Origin of the sequence: Halomonas sp. DN3 (genome assembly GCF_024137905.1) — a bacterium.
GTDB lineage: Bacteria > Pseudomonadota > Gammaproteobacteria > Pseudomonadales > Halomonadaceae > Halomonas > Halomonas litopenaei.
In genome coordinates this window covers 4,415,519-4,431,967 of sequence record NZ_CP099965.1, presented here as the reverse complement: position 1 = coordinate 4,431,967, position 16,449 = coordinate 4,415,519, and the positions used below count along the sequence as shown (strand labels likewise).

The window sequence follows — 16,449 nt, the reverse complement described above, 5'->3', positions numbered from 1 at the left end:
CCTGTTACGCGATAAGGCGTATCACCTTCAGGGAGCAGGACGATGTCATCGATTCCGTCACATTCAAAAGGCCGGCAGATCAAGGTGTGGGACCCGTTGGTCCGCATCTTTCACTGGGCGCTGGTGCTGGGGTTCGCCCTCAATTACGCCGAAATCGGCCCTCACCGCTATATCGGCTACACCCTGATGGGGCTGATAGGGCTGCGTGTCGTCTGGGGGTTGGTGGGGCCCTGGTCGGCGCGCTGGTCGAGTTTCTGGCCGACCCCGACCCGGCTCGGAGCGGCGCTCAAGAGACAGGCCGCAGCAGAGGAAGCAAAGGAAGACAGTTCGCCACGGCGCATCACCCATACCCCGCTGGGGGCGGTGATGATGTTGCTGATGCTGGCCTTGCTGGTGGGGCTCGGTACCACCGGCATCTTGATGGTGCACACCGAGCGTTTCCACGATGTGCACTGGATGGAGGAGCTGCACGAGGGCCTCGCCACGGCGGTACTGTGTCTGGTGCCGTTGCACGTGGGCGGTGCCATCCTGGAGGGGCGACGACTGGGCGACAACCTGATCGCCGCAATGGTCCATGGGCGTCGAAGGGTCAGGCCTCGCGTCTGAGGGTCGCGTTCGGCGGTGGGCTGCCTGGCCGGGCTCCCGGGCCGGTTCAGCCTTCCCAGGCCGTCAGCAGGTCCCTCGCGGCGCACGCCGGGTCCGCCTGGCCGCAGATGGCGGAGACCACGGCCATGCCATCGGCGCCGCTTTGACGCACCGCCGAGGCGTGCTCGCGCTTGAGCCCGCCGATGGCCACGCTGGGCAGCGGGCTCGCCGCCACCAGCGAGGCAAGACCATCGAAGCCCAGCGGCGTGGCGTGGTCGCTCTTGGTCGGCGTGGCGAATACCGGTCCGAGTCCCAGGTAGTCCAGTGCCTGGACATCCAGGCGCGACAGCTGGTCGGGGTGCTGCACCGACAGGCCGATGATCGCCGTCTCGCCAAGCAGGCGGCGGGCTTCGCCCACATCGCCGTCGTCCTGCCCCAGATGCACGCCGTCGACCTGTGCCTTTAGCGCGACCTGGACACGGTCATTGATGACCAGAGGAACCCCGTGTTCGGCCAGCGCCGGTTTCAGTCGGCGCGCCAGTTGCACCAGTTCGTCATCGCTGGCGGTCTTGTCACGTAGCTGCACCAGGCTGACTCCGCCGCGTACCGCCGCCTCCACCGTCGCTTCAATCCCCATGGATGCGCACAGCCCGGGGTCGGTGACCAGATAGAGGCGAAGGCTGCGGGGGTCGAACAGGCGCGCATCAAGGCGTCGAGGAGAGTGGGTCACGAGGGGCTCCTGGTACATGAATCGGGTAGGGCGGTCGGGTCAGTCGAGAGACTCGATGGCGAGAGGTTCCCGCCGTAACAGCGTCTCGGGATTGAGCTGATGCAAGGCGTCGATAAAGGCGACGGCGAAGCTGCCAGGACCCTGGGCGGTGCGGCCGGCGCGACTGCCGGCTTCGCCATAACAGGCCAGGGCCGCGCAGGTGGCGACCAGCGGATCCTGATCGGCGGCGAGAAAGGCCGCGACCACACCGGACAGGGCGCAGCCCAGCGCCGTCACGCGGGGCATCAGCGGGTGTCCACCGGGCACGCGCACCAGCCGCCGGCCGTCGGTGACCAGATCGACCTCACCGGTTACCGCTACCACCGCCTCCTGGCGCCGGGCCAGGGCGACGGCCGCCTGCACGGCGTCGTCGCTGGCGGCTGTGGAGTCGACGCCGCGCCCGCCAAGACCGTCCTCGGCCAGGGCGATGATCTCCGAGGCGTTGCCGCGAATGACGCTGGGCCTCAAGTCCAGCAGCCTGGCGGCAGACTCTCGCCGATAGGCGGTGGCGCCAACGGCAACGGGGTCGAGCACCCAGGGAGTCTGGTGCTCGCCGGCACTGGTGGCAGCCTCGATCATGGCCTCGACCCAGTGAGGCGAGAGCGTACCGATATTGATCAGCACAGCGTCGGCCAATGCCGCGAACTCGGCCGCTTCCTCACGCGCATGGACCATGGCCGGTGAAGCGCCCACGGCCAGCAGCACATTGGCGGCGCTGTTCATGGCCACGTAGTTGGTCAGGCTATGGACCAGCGGCGCCGCCTGGCGCAGCCGGGTCAGCCGTGCGCCGATGTCGGCGCCGGTGAGTGTCGTCGTCATGACAGGCCTCCCTGGCGTTGGACGAAGGCGGCGAGGGTCGCCTTGCAGGGAGTCATGATCCGGTCACTGCGCGCCGCTGTAAAGCGGCGATGGTCTGAGATATCCCCCTTGAGCCGGGAGACGGTGAACCGCGACAGCTCGCCGGGCGTCAGCCCAGCAATTGCAGCGCGATCAATACCCCCAGGGCGGCGAGAGCGAGCTCGCGAACCGGTACGCCGTTGCCGCTGTCTGTGGCGTCGTCTCGACGCTCCGAGCTTGCGGTTCGGGGCCACAGGGCGAGGCCACCGAGAATCAGGCTGAGGCTGCCGAGGGGCAGGCTGATGGACGACCAGAAGGCCATCAGGGCGAGGCCGCCGACCAGGGCCAGAGAGATACGAAGAAGCCCCTTGGTGGCGAAGCGGGGGCGAGTACGGGAGACCTGCTGTAGGAAGGGCATGTTCGGAATTCCTTGTCGGTGCAGGGGGCGGGCCAGAAGACAACTACTGACACCATCGCTAGGGCTGCAGCGTAGCGGCTTTGCCTTAACGCGCGCTTAAGCTTTATTGAAAGATTTGTGACAAGGTCTGATGCGCGAATCTGCAAAATGTTCAGTCGGCGAGCTGCGACATTGGTCGAACGCCATTGGCAGAGCGTGGGAATCTTGGGGGGCAGAGGGCGCGTCGCGCCTGGCTCCGTTCTCGCCTTCAAGGGCGACCTGCAAGGGCGACCTGCAAGGGCGACCTGCAAGGGTGACCAGCAAGGGCGACCGCAATGGCCTCCTGCCAAGGCGGTCTGTCTGGACGTGGATCAAACGCGTGCGTCAGGCGCGGATATAGGCCCAGCCCTGGCGCTGGCCCTCGGCCAGGGTGAGTACCGCTGCCTCGACGATGGCCAGTCCCCGGGTGTCGACGATGCCCTGGGCGTCGAGACTGTTGCGACACAGTCTTAACCATGCGTCGGTGTCGTCCGGGGTGGCGACGGCGGCGGCCACACCGCCGGCGTTGGTGATGATCAGCACCTCGGCCTCGGGGCTGGCGGCCTTGAGGTTGCGGGCATTGCGCCTGGCGCGGGCAAGACTCTCGGCGCAGGGAGCGTGAAGCATCACCTTCAAGCGTGAATCGCCCGCTTCACGGGGGGGCAGGCCGGTATCGCTCATGACGCCTCCGGGGCGGCGCCGATCAATGTTTCCAGATGATGGACCTGGGCGCCGAAGTCGGCATGCTCACGGCGATTGTCGGTGGGCAGCGTGATCTCGAGGGTGTCGATGACCCGCGCCGGGCCCCCGCCCTGGTGTCCACCGAGCACCATCACCCGGTCGGCCAGCAGCACCGCCTCTTCGATGTCGTGGGTAACGAAGACGATGGCGGCCTCGGTGCGCTGGCGCAGGTCGATCAACTCGTTCTGCAGGCGACGGCGAGTGATCGCATCCAGCGCCGAGAAGGGCTCGTCCATGAACAGCACCCGGGGCTTTACTGCCAGCGCCCGGGCAATGCCGACACGCTGTTGCTGGCCGCCGGACAGGGTGGAAGGAAAGCGCTCGGCCATGTCACCCAGGCCGACCAGCTCCAGCGGCGCAAGGGCGCGGCGCTGGCGCTCCTCCCGGGACAGCCCCAGTCCCTCGAGCCCGAGCGCCACATTGGCGCGGATGCGTCGCCAGGGAAACAGCCGCGGCGCCTGGAAGACCATCGACCAGGGCCGCGCTCCATCACGTGGGCTCTCGTCCAGCCAGCGCTCGCCTGCCACCGCCGGCAGCAGGCCGCAGAGTGCCCGCAGCAGGGTCGACTTGCCGACCCCGGAGGCACCGACGATGGCGATGAACTCCCGTGGAGCCAGGCGCAGGTCGACATGTTCGAGCACACGCTGGCCGCCGAAGCCCAAGGCCAGGTCATGGGCCTTGAGCACGCAGGCGTCGGCGTTGCGTTCGGCTGTCAGGGTGTCCATATCAGCAGCCTTTTTTGCAGATGCAGGAAGCCCAGGTCGAACAGGGCGTAGAGCGCCGCAATGGTCAGCATGTAGACCACCACGATATCGGTGGCCAGCAGGCCCGAGGCCTCCATCATGCGCTGGCCGATGCCGGGAATGCCGAACAGTTCGGCCGCGACCACGGTCATCCAGCCCTGGCCGAGGCCGGCGCGCAGGCCACCGAGGATGCCGGGGGCCGCCGCGGGCAGGCTGACCTTGGTCAGGCGGGCCAGCAGCGAACCCTGGCCGAAGGCCCTGGCTACCTCGTCATAGCCGGGGTCCACCGCACGCACCGCGCTGTAGCTGGCGAAGTAGTTGATCCAGAACACCCCGATACTGATGATGAAGGCTGCCGCCGATGGCGTGATCCCGAACCAGATGATGGCGAAAGGGATCCAGGCCAGTGGCGGGATCGGGCGCAGCAGGCGCGCCAGCCAGGCGTGCAGGGCGTCGAATACCGGCAGCAGAGCCGCCGCTACGCCCATGGCGATGCCTGCCAGCGAGCCGATGGCCACCCCTACGCTGTAGTGAGACAGGCTCGAGCTGACGACTTCCCACCAGATGCCGTCGACCACCTCGCCCCAGAAGACCGTCGGGATCGCAGTGGGCAGCGGGACCAGATTGCCGGGCAGCAGCCCCAGGCGCAGTGAGATCTCCCAGAGTGCCACAAAGGCGACGAGCCCCAGCGCACCGAGGCCGGTGCGCCGGCTACGAGATACCGACTTCATGGGCTCGTGTCGCCTTCTTCGGCGTCTGCGTCAGCGCTTGCGACCAGGTCGTCGTACCAGCGGGTGTCGAACAGAGTGTCGATGTCGAGGCCCTGCTTGAGGGTGCCGTTGGCCAGCTGGAAGTCATGCATGGTGCGGGTGCCCTCGACGATCGCGTGGGGATCGGCGCCGTAGTTGGCGAAGGGCGAGGACAGTGCAGCCTCTACGGTTTCCAGCGGCACCAGACGCTTGCCGACGAACTCGCGCACCGAGGGGGCGACCTGCTGTGGCGTATCGACCAGGGCGTGGGTCGCTCGCAGGTGAAGTTCGAGCAAGGTGCTGACGGCATCGGGGCGCTGTTCGAGCAGGCTTTCGCGTGCTGCCAGCACCGCGCCGGGTTGACCCGGCAACATGTCCGAGGCGTGGGCCACGATCTGGGCGTCGTCGAGGCGTTCGGTCACGGTGGAGAGTATCGGCTCCAGGGTCGAGGCGGCGTCCACTGCACCGGCCAGCAGCGCCTGCTGGACACGATCGGCGCCCATGGCGACGATCTCGACGGCGTCACTGCCGATGCCCAGGCGTTCGTCCAGCCAGTAGCGCAATACCGTGTCGGGTACCGAGCCCTTGGGGAAGGTGGCGATCTTGGGCCGACGGCCTTCGCGCTCGGTAAAGTCGGCGATGGCCTGGGCCGGGTCGGCGTCGGCCATCAGGCTGGCCAGTTCGCCGCGGGCGACCAGGCCGATCTGCTCCTGGATGGCGGCCGCCAGTACCTTGATCGGTACACCGTTGGCGCGAGCCACCATGGCCGGGCCGATACCGAAGTACATGACGTCGAGATCCCCCGAGGCCAGCGCCTGGACCATCGCCGGCCCGCTGGAAAAGCGTGTCAGCTCAAGTTCCAGGCCGGCCTCTTCGGTCCAGCCTTCGCCCTCCATCACGAATAGCTGAGCCACCGGCAGGATCGGCATATAACCAACCTCCAGCGGACCTTCGTCGGCGGCGATGGCGGTACCAGGCAGAAGCAGGGCGGCGGCGGTCAGCCAGCGGTAAAGGAGCTGGGGCATGGAGCCCTCCCGGAGCAATGAAGTTAATGATCAGCATGATAACGACCGGGGGACGAGGGCGACACGCAGGCGTGCGATCAATCCGTTATATGCTTATTAGGCGTCGGAAGACGCCGACACGACGATGGCCGCCCGGGGCGGCCATCGCTGAGGGGGTAGGCTGTCTGACGTAGCGGTAGATAGAGAGGGGGCGCTGTTCGTCCCCCTCGGACGGTCTCAGTCCTGTTGCTGGTTACTTTTTGCCGGGCTGTTTGACAAAACGCAGGTACGGACGCTGTTCGTCCCAGCCCTCTGGGAACAGGGTCTTGGCCTCGTCGTTGGAGACGGCGGGCACGATGATGCAACGGTCGCCATGGTTCCAGTTCACCGGGGTCGCCACCTTGTAGCCGTCGGTCAGCTGCAGGCTGTCCAGCACCCTCAGGATCTCGTCGAAGTTGCGTCCGGTGCTGGCCGGGTAGGTCAGCGTCAGGCGCACCTTCTTGGCCGGATCGATGATGAATACGCTTCGCACCGTCAGGGTGTCGTTGGCGTTGGGGTGGATCATGTCGTAGAGGTCACTGACCTTGCGATCGGCGTCGGCGAGCAGCGGGAAGTTGAGCCCGTGGCCCTGGGTGTCCTCGATATCGCCGGCCCAGGCGTGGTGATCCTCGATGGGATCCACCGACAGGCCGATGGCCTTGGCGTTGCGTTTGTCGAATTCACCCTTGAGGCGCGACACTTCCCCGAGTTCGGTGGTGCACACCGGGGTGAAGTCCTTGGGGTGAGAGAACAGGATGACCCAGCTGTCACCGGCCCACTCATGAAAGTGAATGGTGCCGGCGGTGCTTTCCTGTGTGAAGTCCGGTGCGGTATCACCCAGTCGTAGCGTCATGGTCGTCTCCTTGGCGGTTGATGGCGACGGGCCCGGACGGACCCGTCGGGTCGATCGGTGAGACCGGGGCGCGGCCTCGTGGCGGCGAGTGTCAGGGCGCCGGCGCGGCCGCCCCGACGAAGCGATCCTGCCAATAGTCTATGGACAGCGAGGTGGTGGTGACCGTTCGCCCGCGTCCGGGCGCGTGGATCATCACATCGTCGCCGGCGTAGATGCCGACATGGCTGACCCCGGGACCCTTGCCGGTAGCGAAGAACAGAAGGTCACCCGGCCGTGCCTCGTCGATGGGCGGCAGGCGCCGGTATTGCTCACGGGATGAGCGCGGCAAGGGGATACCCGCCCGGGAATACGTCATCTGGGCCAGGCCGGAACAGTCCAGCCCGCGCGGATCGTTGCCGCCGAACCGGTAGGGGGTGCCGACGGCGCTGCGCGCCTCGGACAGGATCAGGGCACGTTCCATGGACAGTCCCTGGCCGCCGTCATCGGTGCTCAGCGGGGCCGAGGCACAGCCCCCCAGCAGCACCAGCAGCAGTGCCATCAGGGCTGTCCAAGAGGACCTGGTGTACCACGGCATCGAAGTGGTCATTGCGGCTTTCCCTGCACAGACGAGGCGCCCTCTACGGTACTCCGCCCTACCAGGCAGGCCAAGGGGGCCGAGGCGTAATGTGTCGCTGGCGCCGCAGGCGTAGCGACAACGACAATGACAAGGCGACCAGGGGCGGACGCAACCGACTGGCCGATGCCCCCTGACGACAGGAGATACGTGTGCCCTAACGAAAGGAGATGCGTGTGCCGTTGGCCAGCATCTCGTCGGGGGTCATGGCCTTGCCCTCCACGCCGATCATCTCGTCACCGCACTGGTCGGTCCAGGTCAGGACGCCATGGGTCAGGCCGACGCCGCCGAGTAACTCGCGGATCTCGCCGGTGCCGAGAAAGGTGCGGGTTCGCCCCTTGTCGTCGGCAAGCTCTGTGGTGCCGTTGGCGTGATGAAAGCGCACCGTGTAGATGCCATCCATCGACTCCACCTCGACGATGGGCGAAAACCCGCGGGACAAGGCCTTGGCGAGTGCCTTGAGGGTTATCTGGCGCTCCAGGGTGTAGTCGATGTCAGCCATCTTGGTGTTTCCTCCGGCGAAACGGGCCTCTTAAGACTGGTCCAGCAAAGGACTTCTGGCAAACAGGTAAGTGCGGTGCCGTGACCCAGTCGTTGAAGGCGCGTTCTTGAGGCGGTGTGCCGAGCCGGTATGGTTGATGGCTTCTACAGCTATCGACAGGTGAACCATGCGACACCATTCCATGCCCTTGGCCCTGGCGGCCTCGATCGCGCTCGCGGCTTCCTTCGGCGCCCACGCTCAGGACCAGGAAGATGCCCAGGTTCGTTTTTCCGTGCCCGCCTGGCCCGGTGTAACGGTCAAGACGGCCCTGGCATCCACCCTGCTCGAGACCCTGGGTTATGAGCCGGTCCAGGAAGAGCTGGGCTCCACCATCACCTATCAGGCCCTGCGCCAGGGAGAGCTCGACGCCTTTCTGGCGGCCTGGTTGCCGGCCCAGCAGGGCATGTACGACGCCAGCTTCGAGGATGGCGAGTCCAAGCTCGAGGACCTTGGCAACAACGTCGACGGTGCGCGCCTCGGTTTTGCCGTACCCACCTACGTCTACGAAGCCGGCGTGAAAACGGCGGAGGATCTGGACAAGGAAGAGTTTGCCGACAAGCTGGACCGCACCGTCTATTCCATCGAGGTGGGCTCCGGCATGAGCGACTCGCTCAACAGCGCCGTGGATGAGGACACCTACGGTCTGGGTGACTGGAACCTGTCCGAGACCTCGACGCCAGGCATGCTGAGCGCCGTGGACGCGGCGATCGATCGTGAAGAGTGGATCGTGTTCGCCGCCTGGACCCCGCACTGGATGAACATCGAGTTCGACGTGCGTTATCTGGATGACCCCGAGGACATGTGGGGCCCGGAAGGCGGCCGCAGCGACGTGCGCACCCTGGTGCGCAGCGAGTTGGCCGAGAGCCACCCCAATGCCACCCGTCTGCTCGATCAGCTGGTGTTTACCGCCGATGACCAGAGCGCCATGATCCGTGGCTTCAGCTACGAAGAGCGCGAGCCGGAGGCGGTTGCCGTCGATTGGCTGCGTGAACACCCCGAGGAGACCAAGGGCTTCCTCGAGGGGGTCACCACGCGCGACGGCGAGGAGGCCTGGCCCGTGGTGCGCGATGCACTGGAGATCCCCGAAGCCTGATGTCGGTTGCCTCAAGCGTCGACTGAAGACCGCCGTTTGGAGCGAAAGACGAAAGGACCGCCCCAGGGCGGTCCTTTGTTTTCTGCAGGTCGACAGGACGGCGTGTGGTGTCCACTCGAACTGTCGAGCGAGCGGGTCGTGATGACAGGATCAGTGGTCGTGGTCGTGGTCGTCGTGGCTATCGTGGTGGTCATGGCTATCGTCATGGTCATGACCCTCGGCATCGACCAACCCCTGATGCAGCACCTCGGCATTGTGCAGGATCATTCCCAGGTAGTGAGACGTCATCCCTTCTTCGGACAGGGCGCCGTTGTAGAGTGAGCCGGCGATGGGCACGCCGGTTTCCTCGGACAGTTGTTCCATCAGCGCCGGGCTGGACATGTTCTCGACAAACAGCGCCGGAATCTGGCGTTCACGGATGACGTCCACCATGCGCGCGATATCTGCCGCTGACGGTTCCGCTTCGGTGGACAGACCGACCGGCGACAGGAAGTCGATGCCGTAGGCCCGAGAGAAGTGGCCGAAAGCGTCGTGGCCGACGATGACCTGGGCGTGTTCCGGCAGGTCGTCGAGCAGCGCGAGCACCTGGTCGTGGGCCGCCTGGATATCCTCCATGTAGCTGTCGGCCCTGGACGCGTAGTGCTCGCTGTTGTCAGGGTCGACGGCGATCAGTCCGTCGCGGATATTGGCGACATAGATCAGTCCTGCCGACAGGTCGAGCCAGGCATGGGGGTCGTACTCGCCATGGTCGTGGCTGTCGTGATCATCGTGGCCGTCGTGATCTTCATGGTCTTCATGGCTGTCGTGATCACCGTGTCCGCCGTGCTCTTCATGGCTGTCATGGTCGTGGCCGTCGTGCTCTTCATGGTCGTGCTCTTTATGGTCGTGCTCGTCCCCTTCCTCGTCCTGGCGATGCAGTGATTGGCCGCCATAGGCCAGCAGCGGCACTCCGTCCGTGGCGACAACGGTCTTGCCCTGATAGCCGCTGGCGTCGAGCAGGCGCGTCATCCAGCCCTCGAACTGCAGGCCGTTGAGCACCACCAGGTCTGCCTCGGCCAGGGCCCTGGCGTCGGTCGGGCGAGGGGAGTAGACGTGGGGGTCGCTGTCGGGGCCGACCAGCGAGGTGACCTCGACCCTGTCGCCGCCGACGTTGCGTACCATGTCGGCCAATACACTGAAGCTGGCGACCACCTGGGTGGGCTCGTCTGCCACGGCCTGGGGGCCAAGGGCGAGTCCCGTCAGGGCAATCCAGGCGTGGCGTTTGACGAAGGCATGAGGCAGTGACAGTGGCATGGACGTTGATCTCCGGTTGGTCAGGGGACGGCGGGGCGCGTCAGGCGTGGTCGTCGGCGCGCAGCGGTGTGGCGCGACGACGAAGGCGAGCAGAAAGACTGTGCTGGCGGCCAAACAGCGCCGACAGCAGATAGGCCACACCGGCCAGCAGGATGATGGCCGGTCCAGAGGGCAGGCTCAGGTGGTAGGAAATCAGCAGGCCACCGAGGCTGGCGCCCAGCGCGATCACCACCGACAGCACTATCAGGCCCTCGAGGCGCGTGCTCCAGAAGCGAGCGGTGGTGGCCGGCAGCATCATCAGACCGACCGCCATCAGCGTGCCCAGGGTCTGAAACCCGGCGGTAAGGTTGAGCACGACGAGTCCCAGGAAGACACCGTGGACCAGACCGCTTCTGGTGCCTTGGCTGCGCAGAAACAGCGGGTCGAGGCATTCCACCACCAGGGCGCGGAAGATCACCGCCAGGGTGATCACGATCAGGCTACTGATGCCGGTGATCAGCACCAGGGCGGTGGTGTCCACCGCCAGGATGGAGCCAAACAGCACATGGGTCAGATCGACACTGCTGCCGCCCAGGGCGACCAGCATCACACCGGCCGCCAGCGAGATCAGGAAGAAGCTCGCCATGGCCGAGTCTTCCCGGTGGCCGGTGAGCTGGGACACGCTGCCGGCCAACAGCGCGATCAATAGCCCTGACAGCATGCCGCCAAGGCTCATGATGGGCAGCGAGAAACCGGCCATCAGAAAACCCAGCGCAACGCCGGGCAGGATGGCGTGGGACATGGCGTCACCGATCAGGCTCATGCCGCGCAGCATCAGGAAGACCCCCAGCGGCGGTGCCGCCAGCGACAGCGCCAGGCTGGCCAGCAGGGCACGGCTCATGAAGGCATAGTCGAAAGGGGCGATCAGCCACAGGTACAGGGTGGAAAGCAGCGAGTCGAGCATTCAGACAGATCCAGGAAAGGTCAGCGGCAGTCGAGGTGGGCGGGTCAATTGACCGGTGTGACGCTCCACCAGCGCATCCGGCGTGGCCCAGCGGCCGTGGCCCTGGGACAGGATCAGGACATCATCGGCCAGGCGTGCCAGTTGCTCCATGTCGTGCAGCACGATGATCAGGGTCGCTCCCTGTTCGGCCATCTCGCGCAGCACGTCCATCAGCATCTCGACGGTATCGACGTCGACGTTGGCAAAGGGTTCATCGAGCAGCAGCAGTTCGGCTTCCTGCATCAGCGTCCGACCGATCAGCGCTCGCTGGCGCTGGCCGCCGGACAGCTCGCCCAACGGGCGGTGGGCCAGCTGAGAAATCCCTAGGCGCTCCATGATCTCGCGCCCGCGGCGATAGTGGGCGGCGCAATAGCCCTTGAAGGCGCCATGACTCGGCCAGGTGCCGGTCATGATCAGCTCCTCGACGCTCATCGGGAAGCTCAGGTCCAGCGCCAGCTGCTGCGGCAGCCAGGCGCGGCGCGCCGCCGGGACGGCGCATTCGACGCGGCCTGCGACCGGCGTCAGGTTGCCCATGATGGCCTGGATCAGGGTACTCTTGCCGGCGCCGTTGGCGCCGATGAGCGCGGTGATGGCGCCATCCTGAAAGCGTCCCTCGAGGTGTTCGAGCACGGTGCGCCCACCGCGTGCCAACTGCAGGTCATGCAAGACGAGGCGTGACATCAGTGCCACCACCCGGCGGACCAGGACACCGCCAGCCACAGCGGCAACAGGGGAATCAGCACCAGCATCAGCCGGCGCCGCATGGACAGGGACATCAGCGAGAAGTGGCAAGGCCCTTCGGGACGGTGACGATGGGTCATGCAGGATAGCTCCGGGGCGAATCGATCGAGCAAAATGGTTGAAAGTTATAACATAACAATAGCTGGGGTTCCACGACTTCCCTCCCTCGGGTCATCCGCTTGAGGTAGTCAGCAGATCGTTCGAGGCAGGCGCGGAACTTTCCTTCAATCGGTACTGCAAAGAATGTCTTCCCACGATAGACTGAAAAAAAGTGTCAGGTGTGCCTGGTGTTGCACAACAGGACAACGTTTCTACGGAGTTTTCAGGATGTCACGGATATTGCGGCGGATGGCGCTGGTCGGGGCGGCCCTGGGGCTGGCCCTGCTGACGTCGACCCACTGCGTGGCGGGCGGCAGTACCGGCTTGTACGTCGGTGTCGGCGCCGGCCAGATGCAGGGCGATGACGACTTTGACGACGAGGCGTCGGCGGCCAAGGTCTTTGCCGGCTACAACTTCGGCTGGCTGCCCTTCCTCGATCTGGGGGCGGAGCTGTCCTACCTCAACGGCGGTGAGCTCGACGGTGAGGTCGACGGCACCTCGGCACGGCTCGAGGTGGAGAGCCTGCAGGCCATGGGCATCGCTGGTTTCAGCTTTGGTCCCTTCGGCGTCTACGGCAAGGCCGGTATGGCGGACTGGGACGCCGACCGCAGCGGCAATGGCCTGAACAAGGATTACTCCGGCACCGACCCGGTATTCGGGCTGGGCGCCCGAGTGCAGCTGTTCGATGTGACCGGGCGTCTGGAGGTCGAGCGCATCGATGCCGACGAGATCGGGCACGTCGATAGCCTGACCGGCAGCGTGGTCTATACCTTCTAGCCTGGCCGGTGCGACTCAGGTACCGGTTTCCATCAGGTGCGTTCTACTACTCCGCAGGGCCGACGCCAAAGCGTCGGCCCTGCGCTGTTTTGGTGTCACGTATCGGCCGTTGGTACTAGTCGATTGACGATCTAGCGCCGAATTACGGGGCTTACCGCGCAAAACGTGATGTAGATCATGCTGACTGCCGTGTAGGTGATAACGCACACAAAGGTCAGTCAAAGGGGGTAGGGGAGGAGCAGTATAGAGTATGAACATCTCCCTGCTCGGTGCTGCCCATGCTCACGCTGCCCCACCGGTTCCCGCCGATGCCCGCCCTGTCGATGGAACCTCGCCGCATTTGTCGTTGGATGGCGCTCGTCGTGCTGGCCCTCCTGGCGCTGGTCAGCCTGGTGCCCCATGGCGTGCCCATCGACCTGGCGATCTGGGCCGGGGTACTCAATGCCATGCTGTTGCCGAGCATGGACCTCGTGCTGGGCGTGTTGCTCGAGGGGCTACGCCCGCTGCTGGCTTCCCTTGAGCGTCCGTGGACGCGCCTCGTGCTTGTCGTCTCGGTCGCCACCGCGCTGTGGTGCTTCGCCATCTTTCTGCTGCCGCTGGCGCTGGCCTGCCGTCATCTACGCGGCCATGGTGCGGCGCAAGACTACTGAGATGGCCGTCAGACGGTTACCATGATGGGCAACGCATCGACGCCATCGAGGAATCCCATGACGACAACGCCCATCGACCAGGCCCAGGCAAGGCTCGACGCCTTGCACGCCGAGGACCCTCGCCGCGTGGAGGTGGACGGGGCGTCACAGCCCCAGGAGCTGTGGCACGCCGGGCGCATGAGCGCCTGGCTCGAGCGTCTCGATCCCGAAGCACCGGAGCTGGTGCAGCTTGCCGTGCACAACCAGCACCTGAAACGCTGGGAGGTGCCGCGCAGTGACTATGAAGAGGGCCGCATCGGCTACCTGACCTGGCGACGTGACCAGGGCAAGCGCGCCGGCCAACTGGCGGCGGAGGTGATGCGGGCCTGCGGCTACAGCGACGCTGACGCCGACGAGGTGGCGCGGATGATCCGCAAGCAGGGACTGGGGCGCGACCCCGGCACCCAGGCGGTGGAAGACTGCGCCTGCCTGGTGTTCCTCGAGAACTACTTCGCCGACTTCTCGCGTCAGGTCGATCACGACCACCTGATCCGCATCGTCCAGATGACCTGGAAGAAGATGTCCCCCGCCGCCCACCAGCTCGCATTGGGCCTGCCCATGAGCGACGAGGCCCGCGCCATCGTCGAGGAAGCGCTGGGGTAGCCGTAGTCCCTCTGCGGCGCGAGCCCTGAGCTGGCTTTGCCAACCGTCTGCCGGGGGCGAACGGTGACTGATCGACGCTAAAGCACCTTGGCAATACGCCAAGCCGTTACATTGGCCACAGGTTGTGGCCGATGTCGGTTGATATCACCAAAATCAGGGGGTGTCGGTCGAGTTACGGATGCCTGCGCAGGTCCTGAAGGCGCATGATCAGCATGCCGACCAGATAGACCAGTGCAGGCGACAGGCCGATGGCGGCGCCAAGCAGGAGTTCGTTGAGTGTCATGCATTACCCTCCTCTGTCGCGTCCTCATTGGCTCGAAGGGAGCCTAGCCGGTACGCGATCAGTGCCATCAGCAGCATGCCAAGCCCAATGGCGACCAGGGAAGTGGCCATCTGGGCCCTGGGGTTGAAGGGCGCCAATGGTAGAGCCAATGATGACCCCTGTTGTGACCTTTTCAGATGCCTCCAGCAGCGCCTTCTCCCGATGATGCCTGACATCCATTGTAGCTCCATGGCGTCCTGGTCTCCACGAGGGGCCGTCGGCCCGCAGGAGTCGCCTGAGGACGCAAGCGCCGAGCACAACATGGTGGAGCGTAGCAGCCATGGTGCCAGTCCTCAGGTTCTCTGCTGGATGTTGCCTAGACACCATCTCTCCCAATCGGCCACAAACATCACATCAGGCGGTTTGTAGCCGATTCTTGCCTTGTCTAACCATCGATCGTCGACTTTTTGTATGAAGCCTAGAACCCCTTGGCCTGCCCTCTGGGCCTCGCCGGGGTGGGCTTGTCGCAGCGCAGGAACTGGCCGTCACCGGCTTGGCCGCAGGGCTTGCCGTCGCGGGCGACGATCTGGCCTCGGCACAGCGCCAAGACCACCCGCCCGGTCAGCTCCAGGCCCTCGTAGGGGGTGTAGTCCACCGCGTGGTGCAGGTCGTCGTTGCGCACCGTGACCCGGGCCTCGGGGTCCCATAGGGTCAGGTCGGCGTCGCTGCCCACGGCGATGGTGCCCTTGCGCGGATAAAGGCCGTAGATCTTGGCCGGGTTGGTGGCGGTCAGCGCGACGAAGCGGGTGGCGTCGATGCGCTGCTTGACCACGCCCTCCGAGAACAGGATCGCCAGGCGCGTCTCGAGCCCCGGAATACCGTTGGGGATGCAGGAAAAACTCGCCTCCTCGCCATGCAGCTTCTTGCCCTTGTCGTCCTCGTAGCGGAAGGGCGCGTGGTCCGACGAGAACACCTGGAAAACACCGCTTTCCAGCGCCTCCCACACCGCCTGCTGGGCCGCCGGGTCCCGGGGCGGAGGGCTGCACACGCACTTGGCGCCTTCGAAGCCGTCCTGGTCCAGGTCATCGGCGGTCAGCATCAGGTACTGGGGGCAGGTTTCGCCGTAGACCCGCAGGCCACGGCTCTGGGCCCAGCGGATCTGCTCGATCGCCTGGGGGCCGGAAACGTGGACGATCAGCAGCGGTACGTCGATCAGCTCGGCCAGCGAGATCGCGCGGTGGGTGGCCTCGCGTTCGGCGATGGAGGAGTGGGCCTCGGCGTGGTAGCGCGGGGCGGTGTGGCCCTGGGCTTCCAGCAGTTCGGTCAGGTAGGCGATGCAGTCGGCGTTTTCGGCGTGGACCATGACCATGGCGCCCTCGCGGCGGGCCAGCGCCAGCACCTCGAGCACCTCGCGGTCGTTGAGCTTCAGGTCGTCGTAGGTCAGGTAGATCTTGAACGAGCTGTAACCCTCCTCGATCAGCGCCGGCAGCTCCTCGCGCAGCACCGTCTGGTTGGGGTCGGTGACGATCATGTGAAAGGCGTAGTCGATCATCGCCTTGCCGTCGCTCTCGCGGTGGTAGTCCTCCACCGCCGCGCGCAGCGACTGTCCCTTGAACTGGGCGGCGAAGGGAATCACCGTGGTGGTGCCACCGGCCGCCGCCGAGCGGGTACCGCTGGCGAAGTCATCGGCCATCACCGCGCCGTCACCCAGCGGCTGGGCCAGGTGGCAGTGGGCGTCGATGCCGCCGGGCATCACCCACAGGCCGCTGGCGTCGATGGTCTCGCCGACTGGGCCTGCACCCTCGGCGAGTCCTTCGCCGAGGGCGACGATACGCCCGTCGCGAATGCCGATATCGGCGACAAAGCGGTCGGCGGCGGTGATCACGGTGGCGTTGGTGATCAGAGTATCGAGGCGTTGCATCTTGCTCTCCAGAGACCGGCTCGCGCCGGAGTTATTCATTGTTGTTCAGGTGCTTGGTGCCAAGGCGTGGCGGATATCG

20 protein-coding genes are annotated in these 16,449 nt (G+C 65.7%); 5 read left to right on the top strand and 15 right to left on the bottom strand.

The window, feature by feature from the left end; translation table 11 throughout:
• Positions 1 to 42 precede the first annotated feature (42 nt).
• A complete protein-coding gene (locus NKF27_RS19235; RefSeq protein ID WP_253554362.1) occupies positions 43 to 606 on the top strand; it encodes a cytochrome b/b6 domain-containing protein in 564 nt (187 codons plus the stop codon).
• A 46-nt stretch (positions 607 to 652) separates the two neighbouring features.
• On the opposite strand, the gene thiE is transcribed toward NKF27_RS19235, so the two are convergent.
• From thiE to NKF27_RS19185, 10 genes are all read right to left on the bottom strand, one after another.
• Positions 653 to 1,315, bottom strand: a complete 663-nt coding sequence (gene thiE, locus NKF27_RS19230; RefSeq protein ID WP_301271164.1) for a thiamine phosphate synthase — start codon at positions 1,313 to 1,315, stop codon at positions 653 to 655.
• 39 nt (positions 1,316 to 1,354) lie between these two features.
• Positions 1,355 to 2,173, bottom strand: a complete 819-nt coding sequence (gene thiM / locus NKF27_RS19225; RefSeq protein ID WP_253554360.1) for a hydroxyethylthiazole kinase — start codon at positions 2,171 to 2,173, stop codon at positions 1,355 to 1,357.
• A gap of 148 nt (positions 2,174 to 2,321) precedes the next feature.
• On the bottom strand, positions 2,322 to 2,609 hold the full coding sequence (locus NKF27_RS19220; protein WP_045993501.1) for a hypothetical protein: 288 nt from the start codon (positions 2,607 to 2,609) through the stop codon (positions 2,322 to 2,324).
• Positions 2,610 to 2,972: 363 nt separating this feature from the next.
• The gene (locus NKF27_RS19215; RefSeq protein WP_045993500.1) at positions 2,973 to 3,308 is read right to left on the bottom strand and encodes a hypothetical protein; all 336 of its coding nucleotides are present in this window, start codon (positions 3,306 to 3,308) and stop codon (positions 2,973 to 2,975) included.
• Positions 3,305 to 4,093 (bottom strand): ABC transporter ATP-binding protein, encoded by a 789-nt coding sequence (locus NKF27_RS19210; RefSeq protein WP_253554358.1) that lies wholly within the window; start codon positions 4,091 to 4,093, stop codon positions 3,305 to 3,307. The genes NKF27_RS19215 and NKF27_RS19210 overlap by 4 nt, the downstream gene beginning before the upstream one ends.
• Positions 4,081 to 4,842: an ABC transporter permease gene (locus NKF27_RS19205; RefSeq protein WP_253554357.1), complete on the bottom strand. Its 762-nt coding sequence runs from the start codon at positions 4,840 to 4,842 to the stop codon at positions 4,081 to 4,083. Before NKF27_RS19205 ends, NKF27_RS19210 begins: the two co-directional genes overlap by 13 nt.
• Positions 4,839 to 5,885 carry an ABC transporter substrate-binding protein gene (locus tag NKF27_RS19200; protein WP_253554355.1) on the bottom strand — a complete coding sequence of 349 codons (1,047 nt, stop codon included), beginning with the start codon at positions 5,883 to 5,885 and terminating at the stop codon, positions 4,839 to 4,841. Before NKF27_RS19200 ends, NKF27_RS19205 begins: the two co-directional genes overlap by 4 nt.
• A gap of 232 nt (positions 5,886 to 6,117) precedes the next feature.
• On the bottom strand, positions 6,118 to 6,756 hold the full coding sequence (locus NKF27_RS19195; protein ID WP_108132145.1) for a peroxiredoxin: 639 nt from the start codon (positions 6,754 to 6,756) through the stop codon (positions 6,118 to 6,120).
• A 91-nt stretch (positions 6,757 to 6,847) separates the two neighbouring features.
• Positions 6,848 to 7,294: a C40 family peptidase gene (locus NKF27_RS19190; RefSeq protein ID WP_240184218.1), complete on the bottom strand. Its 447-nt coding sequence runs from the start codon at positions 7,292 to 7,294 to the stop codon at positions 6,848 to 6,850.
• A 232-nt stretch (positions 7,295 to 7,526) separates the two neighbouring features.
• Positions 7,527 to 7,871 carry a hypothetical protein gene (locus NKF27_RS19185; protein WP_045993496.1) on the bottom strand — a complete coding sequence of 115 codons (345 nt, stop codon included), beginning with the start codon at positions 7,869 to 7,871 and terminating at the stop codon, positions 7,527 to 7,529.
• Between the two features lie 166 nt (positions 7,872 to 8,037).
• On the opposite strand from NKF27_RS19185, the gene NKF27_RS19180 reads away from it, so the two are divergent.
• Positions 8,038 to 9,003 (top strand): ABC transporter substrate-binding protein, encoded by a 966-nt coding sequence (locus NKF27_RS19180; protein WP_253554353.1) that lies wholly within the window; start codon positions 8,038 to 8,040, stop codon positions 9,001 to 9,003.
• A 150-nt stretch (positions 9,004 to 9,153) separates the two neighbouring features.
• Here the strand turns inward: NKF27_RS19180 and NKF27_RS19175 are convergent, their stop codons facing one another.
• Genes NKF27_RS19175 through NKF27_RS19160 form a run of 4 tightly spaced genes read right to left on the bottom strand, consistent with a single transcriptional unit; the run spans position 9,154 to position 12,099 of the window.
• A complete protein-coding gene (locus tag NKF27_RS19175; RefSeq protein ID WP_253554351.1) occupies positions 9,154 to 10,296 on the bottom strand; it encodes a zinc ABC transporter substrate-binding protein in 1,143 nt (380 codons plus the stop codon).
• Positions 10,297 to 10,336: 40 nt separating this feature from the next.
• Positions 10,337 to 11,239: a metal ABC transporter permease gene (locus NKF27_RS19170; protein WP_108132148.1), complete on the bottom strand. Its 903-nt coding sequence runs from the start codon at positions 11,237 to 11,239 to the stop codon at positions 10,337 to 10,339.
• On the bottom strand, positions 11,240 to 11,959 hold the full coding sequence (locus tag NKF27_RS19165; RefSeq protein WP_253554348.1) for a metal ABC transporter ATP-binding protein: 720 nt from the start codon (positions 11,957 to 11,959) through the stop codon (positions 11,240 to 11,242). It abuts the gene before it with no gap.
• Positions 11,959 to 12,099, bottom strand: coding sequence for a hypothetical protein (locus NKF27_RS19160; RefSeq protein WP_181248609.1), 141 nt, complete (start codon positions 12,097 to 12,099; stop codon positions 11,959 to 11,961). Before NKF27_RS19160 ends, NKF27_RS19165 begins: the two co-directional genes overlap by 1 nt.
• 247 nt (positions 12,100 to 12,346) lie before the next feature.
• Between NKF27_RS19160 and NKF27_RS19155 the strand changes: the two genes are divergently transcribed.
• The 3 genes from NKF27_RS19155 to NKF27_RS19145 all read left to right on the top strand — a co-directional run bounded on the left by NKF27_RS19155 (position 12,347) and on the right by NKF27_RS19145 (position 14,187).
• On the top strand, positions 12,347 to 12,895 hold the full coding sequence (locus NKF27_RS19155; RefSeq protein ID WP_052704403.1) for an outer membrane beta-barrel protein: 549 nt from the start codon (positions 12,347 to 12,349) through the stop codon (positions 12,893 to 12,895).
• Positions 12,896 to 13,257: 362 nt separating this feature from the next.
• Positions 13,258 to 13,545 (top strand): hypothetical protein, encoded by a 288-nt coding sequence (locus tag NKF27_RS19150; RefSeq protein WP_253554346.1) that lies wholly within the window; start codon positions 13,258 to 13,260, stop codon positions 13,543 to 13,545.
• Between the two features lie 57 nt (positions 13,546 to 13,602).
• Positions 13,603 to 14,187, top strand: coding sequence for a DUF4202 domain-containing protein (locus NKF27_RS19145; protein WP_253554344.1), 585 nt, complete (start codon positions 13,603 to 13,605; stop codon positions 14,185 to 14,187).
• A gap of 740 nt (positions 14,188 to 14,927) precedes the next feature.
• On the opposite strand, the gene hydA is transcribed toward NKF27_RS19145, so the two are convergent.
• Positions 14,928 to 16,409 (bottom strand): dihydropyrimidinase, encoded by a 1,482-nt coding sequence (hydA, locus tag NKF27_RS19140; protein ID WP_301271163.1) that lies wholly within the window; start codon positions 16,407 to 16,409, stop codon positions 14,928 to 14,930.
• Positions 16,410 to 16,449: the final 40 nt, after the last annotated feature.